Below are 11,983 nucleotides of genomic sequence, written 5' to 3' on the forward strand. Positions count from 1 at the left end.
TTACCGCAATTTTTTGTAAATTTGCAGCAATCAACAAACACAACCATTCATTTTCCCAATCTCTATGGCTACAACTCTGGTCAACACCGATTTCAACTTTCCGGGACAGACCGCTGTCTACCACGGCAAAGTACGCGACGTCTACACCATCAATGACGATCTGCTTGTCATGGTCGCAACCGACCGCATCTCGGCTTTCGACGTAATTCTACCCAAAGGAATACCCTACAAGGGGCAGGCACTCAATCAGATCGCAGCTTCGTTTCTCGACGCTACCGCTGATATCGTTCCCAACTGGAAGATTGCGGTTCCCGACCCGATGGTGACCGTGGGCTACCGCTGCGAAGGCCTGCGTCTGGAAATGATTATCCGCGGCTATCTCGCAGGAAGCGCCTGGCGTGAATACAAAAACGGCATGCGTGAACTCTGCGGCGTCAAGCTCCCCGAAGGAATGGTGGAAAACCAGCGTTTCCCCGAACCGATCATCACCCCGACCACCAAAGCCGATGCCGGACACGACGAAAACATCTCGCGCGAGGAAGCCATCGCTCAGGGCATCGTGACCGAGGAACAGTTCGACACTATGGCCGCCTACACCCGCGCCCTCTTCAAACGCGGCTCGGAAATGGCTGCTGAAAAAGGTCTGATCCTCGTCGACACCAAATATGAATTCGGCCTGCGTGACGGAAAAGTCATCCTCATCGACGAGATCCACACCCCCGACTCCTCACGCTATTTCTATGCCGAAGGCTATGAGGAACGCCTCGCCAAGGGCGAACCCCAGCGCCAGCTCTCCAAAGAATTCGTACGCGAGTGGCTTATGGACCACGGCTTCATGGGCAAGGAAGGCCAGCAGGTGCCTGAAATGACCGATGAATTCTGCAATGAAGTCTCTGAACGCTATATCGAGCTTTACGAACACATCACCGGCGAGAAATTCGTTCCCGCTCCCGAAGAGCATCTTGACGACCGCATCGCACGCAACGTGCTCGACAGCCTCAACACTCTGAATCCTTGAAAGTAGAAGAGATCACACCTTACAACTCCGACTCCCGCCACAAAGCTGATCAGGTGCGCGAGATGTTCGACTCCATCGCCCCGGCTTATGACTTCATGAACCGGGCGATGACCTTTGGCATTGACCGCATCTGGCGGCGCAAGGCCGTTGACCTCCTGCGCCATGAACCCCACGGAGAGATCCTTGACATAGCCACCGGCACAGGCGATCTGGCCATATTGATGGCCCGCCGCCTGAACCCGTGCAGGGTCACAGGCGTTGACCTCTCGGAAGGAATGGTCGAGATAGGCCTCCGCAAAGTAGCTGAGCAGGGGCTGGAACAATGCGTAAGCCTCGGCATAGCCGACTGCCTGGCGCTACCCTTCGCCGACGGCTCGTTTGACTCAGTCACCTGCGCCTACGGTGTCCGTAACTTTCAGGACCTCGGCGCAGGCTACCGCGAGATGCTGCGCGTCTTACGTCCCGGAGGACGGATAGTGATCCTTGAGCTTTCCACCCCCGCATCCGCGTTTGTCAGACCGTTCTACAGGCTCTACACCCGCGGAATCATTCCCGCTGTAGGGCGGCTTGTATCCAAAGATGTCCGCGCCTACAGCTATCTGCCCGAATCAATAGCCGCAGTGCCGCAGCGCGAGCGCATGTGCGCCCTTATGGCAGAAGCAGGCTTTACCGGAGCCCGCTTCATACCGATGACCTTCGGGACATGCTGTATCTACACGGCAACCAAGCCCGTAACATAGCATCCGATCTATCTTATCTTATAAACTTATACCTCAAAAAAATTAAAACGACAATGGCAAACAACAATCCCAACGAAATAAAGATCGAACTTTCACCCGAAGTAGCCAAAGGCATCTACTCGAATCTCGCAGTGATTTCACACGGTGCCAATGAATTCTTCCTCGACTTCATCACAATGGCACCCAACATGCCCCAGGCTAAAGTGCAGTCACGTGTGATCATGACTCCTGAAAACGCCAAGAATCTGCTCGGCGCACTCATGGAAAATGTGAAGAAATACGAAGCTACTTTCGGCGAAATCCGCCCCAAACGCCCGGTAAACGGCGGCGGCAACCCCGGCGGCGAGATCCCCAACCCCTTCATCATGGGCGGAAAAGCCTGATCCCCCCTATCACGCAAGCGACTTATGAATCTGATTGAAAACAATTTTTCCATCTATAACACCCTGACGCGCACCAAGCAGCTTTTCAAACCGCTGCATGAAGGCAAAGTCGGCATGTATGTCTGCGGTCCGACAGTCTACGGCGACGGCCATCTCGGCCACGCCCGCCCGGCAATCACCTTTGACGTACTCTTCCGCTATCTGCGCCATCTGGGCTACAAAGTGCGCTACGTCCGCAACATCACCGACGTGGGCCATCTCGAACACGATGCCGACGACGGCGAGGACAAGATAGCCAAGAAAGCCCGCCTCGAACAGCTCGAACCGATGGAAGTGGTGCAGCACTATCTGACCCGCTACCATAAGGCTATGGAGGCTCTTAACGTGCTTCCGCCCTCAATCGAGCCTCACGCGTCAGGCCACATCATCGAACAGATCGAATACATCAAAAAGATCCTTGAAAGCGGCTATGCCTATATCTCGGACGGATCCGTCTATTTCGATGTGCCAAAATTCAACCGAGACCATCCCTACGGCAAACTGTCGGGCCGCAACGTTGACGAGCTTCTGAGCAACACCCGCGAGCTCGACGGCCAGGATCAGAAACACCATCCCGCCGACTTCGCCCTCTGGAAGAAGGCCGCGCCCGAACATATCATGCACTGGCCATCGCCCTGGAGCGAAGGCTTCCCCGGATGGCATCTTGAATGCTCTACAATGGGCGAGAAATATCTCGGTGAGAGCTTCGACATCCACGGCGGAGGCATGGACCTCATGTTCCCACATCATGAATGCGAGATAGCCCAGTCTGTGGCTCACAACGGTCATGACACAGTGCGCTACTGGATGCACAACAACATGATCACCATCAACGGCAAGAAAATGGGCAAGTCGCTGGGCAATTTCATAACCCTCGACGAGTTCTTCAACGGCACTCATCCGCTGCTCGAACAGCCCTACTCGCCGATGACCATACGCTTCTTCATACTCCAGGCCCACTATCGCGGAACAGTCGACTTCTCAAACGAGGCCCTCAAAGCCTCTGAGAAAGCCCTCGGACGCATGCTTGAAGGCTATCGCCGCCTGCAGGAGCTGACGCCGTCAGAAAGCTCTACAATCGACGTGAGCGACATCCGCCGCAAATGCTATGAGGCGATGGACGATGACATGAACACCCCGATGGTCATTGCCAATCTGTTCGATGCCCTGCGCCTGGTCAACCAGGTGAAAGACGGACATGCCACCGCCACTCAGGCCGATATCGACGAACTGAAGACCGTGTTTGACACCTTCCTTGTCGACATCCTCGGTGTCCGCACCGAAATGGCAGGCGACTCAGCCGAAGCCCTCAAGCCCTTCGAGGGAGCCGTAGAGCTGCTTCTTGATGTAAGAGCCAAGGCCAAAGCATCGAAAGACTGGGCCACGTCAGATCTTATCCGTGACCGTCTCGCCGCTCTCGGCTTCACGGTCAAAGACACTAAAGACGGTGCCGAATGGAGCCTGAGCTGACAGCCGGGTTCCTTAAATGGACCTCCGAAACACTGCACGGGTGGGGAGTGGGCGACAGCCTGCTCCGCGCCTGTGCCACTTTACTGACAGCCGGGACGATACTCATATGCGCCTGGCTGCTGTTCTATGCGCTCACCCGCTACGTGATTCCGGCTATCGACCGGCTGATCAGCCACACGGAAGCCAAGTGGGACGATGTGCTCTTCAACCCGCGTCTGCTGCGCGTGGTAGCCGAACTGGCCTGTGTGCTCCTGCTCCAGACCTTCCTGCCGCCGTCACTCGCACTTTATCCGACGCTACTGACCATTACGTCGCTCACGTTCCGCATACTGATTGTATGCGTCATAGTCCATCTGGTCAACCGCTTCCTTCTGGCTCTCTACGAGCTGATAGAAAGCTCCTCGTCAGGGCGCGCCTCTTCGCTCAAAGGCATCAGGCAGATGCTCCAGGTGATCTCCGTCTCGGTGGGTGTGATCATCATTATTTCCATCCTTGCCGACAAGAATCCGCTTACGGTTATAACCGGCCTCGGTGCCGCAGCCACGGTGCTCATGCTGGTGTTCAAGGACTCGATAATGGGAGTGGTGGCCGGTGTGCAGCTCACGCTCAACGACATGCTACGCCCCGGCGACTGGATCACGGTGCCCGCGCGCAATATCAACGGCACTGTGCTTGAAGTAGGCCTCACCACCGTGAAAGTACAGAATTTCGACATGACCATAGTCACCGTGCCTCCCTACTCTCTGGTGAGCGAATCGTTCCAGAACTGGCGCGGCATGTCTGACTCGCGCGGACGCCGCATAAACCGCTCGGTCACCATTGACGTTGACAGCGTCAGCTTCTGCGACCGCCGGACCATCGACAGACTCAAAGAAGAAGAATGGTGGGGCGATCTCGACCCCGAAGCGCAGCATGTCAACCTGACTCTGTTCCGCCGCTATCTTGAACACTACATCTCACGCCTGCCTGAACTGAAGACCAACGACAACATGATCTACATGGTGCGTGAGCTTGCCCCCACGCCGCAGGGCATTCCGCTGGAGCTATACTTCTTCACCTCGCTTACATCGTGGAAGCCCTACGAGCTGTTTACAGCCTCTGTCACGGACCATGTGCTGGCAGCAGTCCACCGCTTCGGCCTGCGCGTCTATCAGGCTCCCTCAGGCCGCGATATAGCCATGCTTGCCGAGGGTTTACGGCAAAGCTGAACAGACACGGAAGGAAATCACAAAACGTATATAAACGAAGAAGGCTGTCATCCCGACAGCCTTTATTCGTTTAATAAACCAATCATTATCACATTTCTTGCAATGGAAAAAGTAATTTTTGCTATGTACTTATTAAACATATCGTCCGGAAAATAGTTCACCGCAAAGGCGAATTTTATTCGGACGGCAATATTTTTTACTCTCAGGTGGCGTAATGACATGAAAAAAGCTGTCTCCCGACAGCTTTAATTCTTTTATAAACCAATCATTATCACATTTCTTGCAATGGAAAAAGTAATTTTGCTATGTACTTATTAAACACCTATAATCGGCAAAACGAAAAGTGCAATTTAGCAAAATCAAAAGTACCGCTTTAGTACCGCTAAAAAAATCGCCTAATCGTTTGATATAGTTTACATTGCGACCAATTTTCCGAAATTCCGTTAAAAAAATTAGCGGTACAACTCTAAAAAGTTAGTACCGCAAAACAAGTATTGATTTTCAGACACTTACAAAAGCGGTACAAACCCCCAAAAAACGAAAAGTACATTTTTTGAGTTGGAGTGCGAAACGGACTAAAAATGCCGTTTTATGTGGTTAAGCCTTGTTTAATCAGCGTTTTAGAAATAGTCCCCTCCTCGGTTTTGCTATTCAGGCAATAATTGCGCTGCTAAATTGTTCCACGGCCAAATTTGCCCGGTTTCGGGACTGAAAAAGCGCGGCGGCATCGGTTGAGATTGCCGCCGCGCTCCGCTGTGGTTGCCGCGTTTGTTGTAGGTATGTGGTTGGCGTCCTATTCGGTTTTAAGATAGCTCAGATAGGTTCTGTAACCTATGCCGTAGACCGGGAGAATGAACCTGCGCCAAACGCTTTTGTGGCACTTGGCGAGATTGCCCTCCTCGTAATGCTTTGCGGCCAGTTTCTTGACCGCCTGTATTCTGCGTTTGGTGTTCTCGTGCATTGTGTCTGTATTTTATTCGGTTAATGCGCTTACGATTGCGCCAATACCCTTGCCACGGATAGGCAGCGCGACAAAACGCTTGTCAAAGCCCACGATTGTGGCGCGTTCGCCTGGGTCATCCTCTTTGGAATACATATAGATTTCGCCGTCCGCTTTCATCACCTCCCCGGCATAGAACGCCACGGACGCGAACTGCGCGTTTGCAGGCTTTACGGCGTTGAACGCCACTTTTGTAAGTGCGCCGTCCTTGACAGAATATACGGGCATCTGCGCGAATGAATAAAAACCGAATCCGGCGAACTGAAACGGTTTGCCGTCCTTGATGTTGGTGAGGTTCTTGAACAGTTCCGTGTCCTGCAAAAGCAGGTCGGTGACATGTTTCGGGTGCAACACAATGTAGCGGTCGGTCAGCGGTATGTCTGCGTCATCGAAACGCTCTTTAAGGGCGAGAATGTCGGCGAATGTCAGACGCTTGCGCCCGGCGGTGGCGAGTCCGCTTGTATGAATTACCGGAGTGTCGGTCGTGTCGGCGGTTGGCGCATAAGCGTGTATCGCTTTCATCGCCACGCTTTTGCGGAGTGTGGCGCGGTGCTGACTGATTACGCTTTCGAGCTTGTCATAGCTGTACTCGATAGCCTCGGGGCGGCGCACAAGCGTGTTTTCGGTCTCGAACTTGTCAAGCACGATTTCATTGTCATCGTCCTCGCGCTCGACCGTCTTAATAGGATATGTCGTGTTGTTAATCAACACTTTGGGGTCTATTCCCGCGCTTGCAATGTGCAGACGGTCATTTTCCACAAAGCCGGAAAAATCCTTTGCTTTCTGCAAAAAGCTGTCATCGGGGTAAAAACCCTCCATTATCTGGTTAATCCAGACTTCTTTGTTTAATGCCATTCAGCGTTTTGGGGGTTGGTGGTTTTTATTGGTTTCTTTTTCTCTGTTCTCGCTCTTTTTCAAGTAGTTCCCGATATATTTCGGGGTGCTCTTTGAGATATTCGGGATTGTTGCGCCGATACCATTCAAGCGAATGAGGCTCGACACTGCGCCCCGTCTCCTCCTTGACTAACCGGGCGTATAAATCGGGGTTGTCCTGCAACTCTTTAGGGGCAAACTTGCGGTATTCGCGCAATCCCCAGCCCTCGCGCCCGTTCCCTCGGTTGATAAAGTCAAGCGGTTTTGTCGGGCCGGGCAGCGTATCAAGCAGTTCGCGGAGCGTACGCGCCCCCATCGCCTCACCGATACGGCGGTAAAGGTCGGTTTCGTAACTCAATATCCTTGACGTTCCGGCGGCGGTTCTGAGCATTGTTTCTATCTCTTTCGCCTCGGTATTTCGTTGGGTGTCTATGTACGCCATGAGGGCGCGGCGGTTGCCGTTCGCCATCGCCCGGAAGTTCTCGCGTTGCGCCGGGTCGATATATCCGCGTGCTACGGCGTTGTTTAGCAGTTCCTCGGCGTTTTCCGTGCCGTTTACGGCCTTTTCTATCGCCCGGAGTATCTCGGTATCACTCGCGCCCGGTTCAAGCCCTAACGCGGCAATTACGGCGGTTCTGAACGCATCGGAGGCGTTGTCGTTGAGATCGGAGAGCCGATAGGTGAACGACCCGGAGCGGCGAAAGAGTTTCACGGCGTTGGCGTTGCTCGGTATATCCACAATCGAAGCCTCGATTAAACGGCATTTGACAACCGTCTGAACGTTGTTCAAATCCTCCTGCGTCACATTGTCGATACCGATTGACACGCAACGCAAAAAACCGTTGTCAACCTGCTTTTTAATCTTTGCGCCCAACTCGGTGCTTTCATCAAAAACCGCGTCTGCGATTAGCTTGGTGCCATCCTTGCGGATATTCTCCCAGCGGCCAACAACGCCGCTTTCGCGGTCGTGCATGTAGAGCATAACCGGGTTACGTTCAAACTGAGCCGTGTCGATTCCGGCTGTCTGAACCACAAAGCCGTAAGAGTTCAGTGACTCGTCCGAAAGTATGAAAGTTGTTGTTTTTGTGTCGTTTGCCATTGTCGTAATGTTTGGCGCAAAATTGGCCGTTAATGCCATAACGGCAAAACGGAGTGTAAAAACTTTACACTCTTTTTGCGTAAAATTTCTACACTTCCCAATTTTGTACCCGAAATATTTTGTCAAACCGAATTTTAGGGCTAAATTTGCGCATCCTAAAAAACTTGAGTAATGATTCATTTCAACAACACCCCAAAGATATTTAGCGGCCTATGGTGCGGAGCGCGGAAACGCCCCGGCGCTTTTACTCAAGTAAGCGTAGGACACCTAAGGGTCGCTTTTTTATTTAACTTCCTTAAATACTTGAGTTATGAACAAGCAGACGCAAACAGCTGACGCGCAGACTATCGCTTTTTACAAGCGATGCACCAAAGAACTATTGGAACGCCTCGCGGAGGCGCATGAGCAAATCGGAGGTCTCCAATACTATTTGGAGAAAAACGGCATTGATTTACCCCGACATCTCGCCGAGAAAAAAAGCCACAATACCGCAATGGCCGTGGCTCTCGCAAAGGTAAACCCTAAAATCCTGCTTGGCGGTTTTTCGCTGAACTGATACACAACACGGCGGCGGTTGCTTTCGGGCGACTGCCGCCGCTTAACGCTCAAATATAACATATTATGCTGAATGTCAAATAAATCCAAATCAAAGAAACAAAGCATTATTGAGTTGATTTCGTGTGGCTTCACTGACAGCGAGATTGCCGACACGTTGCATATAAGCGCACAAAGCGGTTATATCCGAAAATTGCGCCGCTCGCTTGCTGAGTCCTCACCCGAAGAATCCACGCAGGAGCAGGACAAACCGAAACTGACCCCGGAACGCTATTACAACGCTGTGATGAAGCACAACGGCACAAAAGATGATTTGGCCGCCATATTAGGAGTTTGCCGAAAGACACTTTACACATTTGAGCATAGCGCACAAATGAAAAACAGATTGGCTCGTTACATGAGGGTGCGCGGAATGAGCCTTGAAGTGATTGCCGGGCAAATCGGTACTAAGGTTTCTACACTTGAAAAAATGGGTTTGGATAAACTACCCACACTTGACGGCATAAAGATACAAATGGAAATTGCACTTGAACCTCTCGCCGATATAGCCCAATGGGACAATGAAGCCGCCTCGCTGTTTTACCGATTGCAGGACGCTTTGAAACGCCTAAAATAGATTGTTCCACGCACTTTGTTGGATGGCAAATGTAACCCCAACACTATATCCATTACACAATCTCGGCGCAAAACGAAAAGTACATTTTATAAAGTATTGTTATATTGCGTTTTATCACATTTGAGCCATTACACATTCAATCTTTATACAAGAGTGCCGTTTTACACAATCTCCCGGAGTCGCGCAAAATAGAGGTCAATCTTACGCTAACTGACACCTCGCGCCGCAAATAAGACAACGCACAAGACGCACAATAACCACCGCATCACCCTGCTAATACAGCTAAAATCCAAGATAACAAAGCCTTAATCCAAGTAAAAATCACACTTTCAGCCGCGAAAATCCAAGCAAAATCCAAGCAAATCCAACTAAAATCACGTTTTCAGAGTGCCAAAAATCGCCCTCAAAACGCCCTGCAACCCACTGAAAATAACACCGTTTACCATTACACAACGTTTTGCACTTTTCGTTTTTCCGCCCATACACCACGTCCGCAGAATGGTTCACTGCAAATCAAAAAAATTTTTATTTATTTCTAATTTTTTTGACAACCTCCCTAAAAATCGCTAATTTAGCAATCTGAAAAATTTTGCCGGACCGCATATTATTAACTCATTTTAGCACACCTGTGCACCGATAAGGCACACCACCGGCCTTAACTTTGCATCATAAACAATTAGACCATAGAAATAAAAAGACATGGAAAAGAAAAAGACCACCATCAAGGCCCCGAAGGACAAAGAGCTTGACCCGATGAAAGCAAAGCTCAACGCCCTCAACCAGGCACTTGGAAATATAGAGAAAAACTACGGTCGCGGGGCCATCATGAAACTCGGCGATGAAAATATTGAAGACGTGGAAGTGATTCCCACCGGATCCATAGGCCTGAACTACGCTCTCGGCGTAGGAGGCTACCCCCGAGGACGAATCATCGAAATCTTCGGCCCGGAATCATCCGGTAAGACAACCCTTGCCATCCACGCCATAGCTGAAGCACAGAAAGCAGGAGGCATAGCCGCGATAATCGATGCCGAACACGCCTTTGACCGTTTCTACGCCGAAAAACTCGGAGTGGACGTCAACAACCTCTTCATGGCTCAGCCCGACAACGGCGAGCAGGCCCTCGAAATAGCCGAGCAGCTGATCCGCTCTTCGGCAATTGACATCCTCGTGATCGACTCTGTGGCCGCGCTGACCCCCAAAAGCGAAATCGACGGCGACATGGGCGACAAGAACGTGGGCGTACAGGCCCGCCTCATGTCACAGGCCATGAGAAAGCTGACCGGCACAATCTCCCGCACCAACACCACCTGCATCTTCATCAACCAGCTGCGCGAGAAGATCGGCGTGATGTTCGGTCCGTCAGAGACAACCACCGGCGGCAACGCCCTCAAATTTTACGCCTCTGTCCGAATCGACATCCGTCCGAGCACAGCTATCAAAGACGGTGACGATGTGCTCGGCAAACTCACCAAGGTCAAGGTTGTAAAAAACAAGGTTGCGCCTCCTTTCAAGCGCGCTGAATTCGACATCATGTTCGGCGAAGGCATCTCGCGCAGCGGCGAGATCATCGACCTCGGCGTAGAGCTCGGCATCATCAAGAAAAGCGGCTCCTGGTTCTCTTACAATGACACCAAGATAGCCCAGGGACGCGATGCAGCCAAGCGAGTGATCCGCGACAATCCCGAACTCGCCGATGAACTTGAAAACCTCATCATGGAAGCCCTCAAAGAAAAGGGCGGAGCCACTTCCGGCAAAAAGAGCCCGAAGCCTGCCGAAAAGAAAGCAGCCTCAAAAGCCTCGGATGATGAAGACGAGCCCAGCGCCGATGACATCAACTCAATAGCCGACGGCCTCTTTGACGACGAAGATCTGCCCGACGACTTCTCAATCGAAGAAGACATCTAAGAGAAACACACACATACCGACTTGAAAAAGCGCGGATGCTTTCCAAAAATAGAGAGCATCCGCGCTTTTTTATGTCCCGCCACCCCCTGAAAGAAGAGCCGGGAAATAGGATCTGTCAATAAATCTCTTTGGCTATGCGGCGAACCGATTCGGAAGCCATCAGAGTGTAGAAATGGATACTGGGCACACCGTGGGCTATAAGATCGCGGCACTGGCCGATACACCACTCTATGCCTACTTCTCTGACTTCGGCATCATCCTTGCACTTGCGCAGCTCTGAGGCAAAGGCCTCAGGGATATCCGAGCGGAACACACGTGGCAACACATTGAGCTGGTTGGCGAAAACCACAGGCTTGATGCCGGGCACGATGGGCACCGTGATACCGGCCTTGCGGCAGCGCTCCACGAAGTCAAAATACTTGCTGTTGTCAAAAAACATCTGTGTCACCAGATAGTCCGCACCGCCATCCACCTTCTGCTTGGCATAGTAGAGATCCGAGTCCATGTTAGGGGCCTCCTCATGCTTCTCCGGATAGCAGGCCATGCCATAGCTGAACGGAGTGGCATTCGGCTCGAAGGTCTCCCCGTCGGCGTAGATTCCACGGTTGAAATCATTGACCTGAGCCTGCAGGTCTGTGGCGTGACGGTTGATTTTTGTCGGATCATCAGACTTCTCAGGGCCCTTTATGTCGCCGCGGAGCAGCAGAAGATCGTGAACACCGAGGAAATTAAGGTCGATAAGCGCATATTCTGTCTCATCGCGGGTGAAACCCTTGCAGATGATATGCGGCACGGCAGTGATGCCATACTTGTTCTGTATAGCCGATGCGATAGCCACCGATCCAGGGCGCTTGCGCATCTTCTGGGGGCGGAAACTTCCGTCAGGCATCTCCTTGAAAATCATCTCACTGTGGTGCGATGTTATATTGATATACTTCGGATCGAAATCGCGGAGTTTGTCTATGATATTGTAGACCTTCTCGATACTGTTGCCCTTCAGCGGAGGCAATATCTCAAACGAGAAAGCCGTACGGCCCGGATTGGCCTGAAGATGATCTATTACTCTCATACTTT

Annotated in this window: 11 protein-coding genes and 1 pseudogene; 8 read left to right on the forward strand and 4 right to left on the reverse strand. The window is 51.8% G+C overall.

Annotated features, from left to right (window positions below):
• The first annotated feature begins 64 nt into the window (after positions 1-64).
• Genes E7745_RS03025 through E7745_RS03045 form a run of 5 tightly spaced genes read left to right on the forward strand, consistent with a single transcriptional unit; the run spans position 65 to position 4,858 of the window.
• A complete protein-coding gene (locus tag E7745_RS03025) occupies positions 65-1,018 on the forward strand; it encodes a phosphoribosylaminoimidazolesuccinocarboxamide synthase (RefSeq protein ID WP_123398752.1) in 954 nt (317 codons plus the stop codon).
• Positions 1,015-1,758, forward strand: a complete 744-nt coding sequence (ubiE, locus tag E7745_RS03030) for a bifunctional demethylmenaquinone methyltransferase/2-methoxy-6-polyprenyl-1,4-benzoquinol methylase UbiE (protein ID WP_240740359.1) — start codon at positions 1,015-1,017, stop codon at positions 1,756-1,758. Before E7745_RS03025 ends, ubiE begins: the two co-directional genes overlap by 4 nt.
• Before the next feature lie 53 nt (positions 1,759-1,811).
• On the forward strand, positions 1,812-2,141 hold the full coding sequence (locus E7745_RS03035) for a DUF3467 domain-containing protein (protein ID WP_107032054.1): 330 nt from the start codon (positions 1,812-1,814) through the stop codon (positions 2,139-2,141).
• Between the two features lie 33 nt (positions 2,142-2,174).
• Positions 2,175-3,650 carry a cysteine--tRNA ligase gene (gene cysS, locus E7745_RS03040; protein ID WP_107032094.1) on the forward strand — a complete coding sequence of 492 codons (1,476 nt, stop codon included), beginning with the start codon at positions 2,175-2,177 and terminating at the stop codon, positions 3,648-3,650.
• Positions 3,635-4,858, forward strand: coding sequence for a mechanosensitive ion channel family protein (locus E7745_RS03045; RefSeq protein ID WP_136408277.1), 1,224 nt, complete (start codon positions 3,635-3,637; stop codon positions 4,856-4,858). Before cysS ends, E7745_RS03045 begins: the two co-directional genes overlap by 16 nt.
• Positions 4,859-5,651: 793 nt before the next feature.
• On the opposite strand, the gene E7745_RS14765 is transcribed toward E7745_RS03045, so the two are convergent.
• From E7745_RS14765 to E7745_RS03055, 3 genes are read right to left on the reverse strand one after another with little or no spacing between them, the layout of a single operon-like run.
• Positions 5,652-5,819, reverse strand: coding sequence for a hypothetical protein (locus E7745_RS14765; protein ID WP_168181967.1), 168 nt, complete (start codon positions 5,817-5,819; stop codon positions 5,652-5,654).
• A gap of 12 nt (positions 5,820-5,831) precedes the next feature.
• The gene (locus E7745_RS03050; protein ID WP_136408278.1) at positions 5,832-6,713 is read right to left on the reverse strand and encodes a phage capsid protein; all 882 of its coding nucleotides are present in this window, start codon (positions 6,711-6,713) and stop codon (positions 5,832-5,834) included.
• A gap of 25 nt (positions 6,714-6,738) precedes the next feature.
• Entirely contained in the window at positions 6,739-7,830 is a 1,092-nt protein-coding gene (locus E7745_RS03055; protein WP_168181969.1) for an HK97 family phage prohead protease, read from the reverse strand.
• 310 nt (positions 7,831-8,140) lie between these two features.
• Here E7745_RS03055 and E7745_RS03060 point away from each other — a divergent pair, with 310 nt between their 5' ends.
• The 3 genes and pseudogenes from E7745_RS03060 to recA all read left to right on the forward strand — a co-directional run.
• Entirely contained in the window at positions 8,141-8,386 is a 246-nt protein-coding gene (locus tag E7745_RS03060) for a hypothetical protein (RefSeq protein WP_136408280.1), read from the forward strand.
• 72 nt (positions 8,387-8,458) lie between these two features.
• On the forward strand, positions 8,459-9,001 hold the full coding sequence (locus E7745_RS03065; RefSeq protein ID WP_136408281.1) for a hypothetical protein: 543 nt from the start codon (positions 8,459-8,461) through the stop codon (positions 8,999-9,001).
• Between the two features lie 753 nt (positions 9,002-9,754).
• Positions 9,755-10,738, forward strand: a pseudogene (gene recA / locus E7745_RS03070) (recombinase RecA); the annotation flags it as partial.
• A gap of 286 nt (positions 10,739-11,024) precedes the next feature.
• Here recA and metF read toward each other — a convergent pair.
• Positions 11,025-11,978: a methylenetetrahydrofolate reductase [NAD(P)H] gene (gene metF / locus E7745_RS03075; protein ID WP_107032051.1), complete on the reverse strand. Its 954-nt coding sequence runs from the start codon at positions 11,976-11,978 to the stop codon at positions 11,025-11,027.
• Between the last annotated feature and the right edge of the window lie 5 nt (positions 11,979-11,983).

This window comes from Duncaniella sp. C9, from assembly GCF_004803935.1.
Taxonomy (GTDB): domain Bacteria; phylum Bacteroidota; class Bacteroidia; order Bacteroidales; family Muribaculaceae; genus Duncaniella; species Duncaniella muris.

Excerpts from the sequence above, each read along its gene's own strand:
- E7745_RS03025 (WP_123398752.1), top strand. The coding sequence starts at position 65 with ATGGCTACAACTCTGGTCAACACCGATTTCAACTTTCCGGGACAGACC.
- E7745_RS03035 (WP_107032054.1), top strand. The coding sequence starts at position 1,812 with ATGGCAAACAACAATCCCAACGAAATAAAGATCGAACTTTCACCCGAA.
- E7745_RS03045 (WP_136408277.1), top strand. The coding sequence starts at position 3,635 with ATGGAGCCTGAGCTGACAGCCGGGTTCCTTAAATGGACCTCCGAAACA.
- E7745_RS14765 (WP_168181967.1), bottom strand. The coding sequence starts at position 5,819 with ATGCACGAGAACACCAAACGCAGAATACAGGCGGTCAAGAAACTGGCC.
- E7745_RS03050 (WP_136408278.1), bottom strand. The coding sequence starts at position 6,713 with ATGGCATTAAACAAAGAAGTCTGGATTAACCAGATAATGGAGGGTTTT.
- E7745_RS03055 (WP_168181969.1), bottom strand. The coding sequence starts at position 7,830 with ATGGCAAACGACACAAAAACAACAACTTTCATACTTTCGGACGAGTCA.
- E7745_RS03060 (WP_136408280.1), top strand. The coding sequence starts at position 8,141 with ATGAACAAGCAGACGCAAACAGCTGACGCGCAGACTATCGCTTTTTAC.
- E7745_RS03065 (WP_136408281.1), top strand. The coding sequence starts at position 8,459 with ATGTCAAATAAATCCAAATCAAAGAAACAAAGCATTATTGAGTTGATT.
- metF (WP_107032051.1), bottom strand. The coding sequence starts at position 11,978 with ATGAGAGTAATAGATCATCTTCAGGCCAATCCGGGCCGTACGGCTTTC.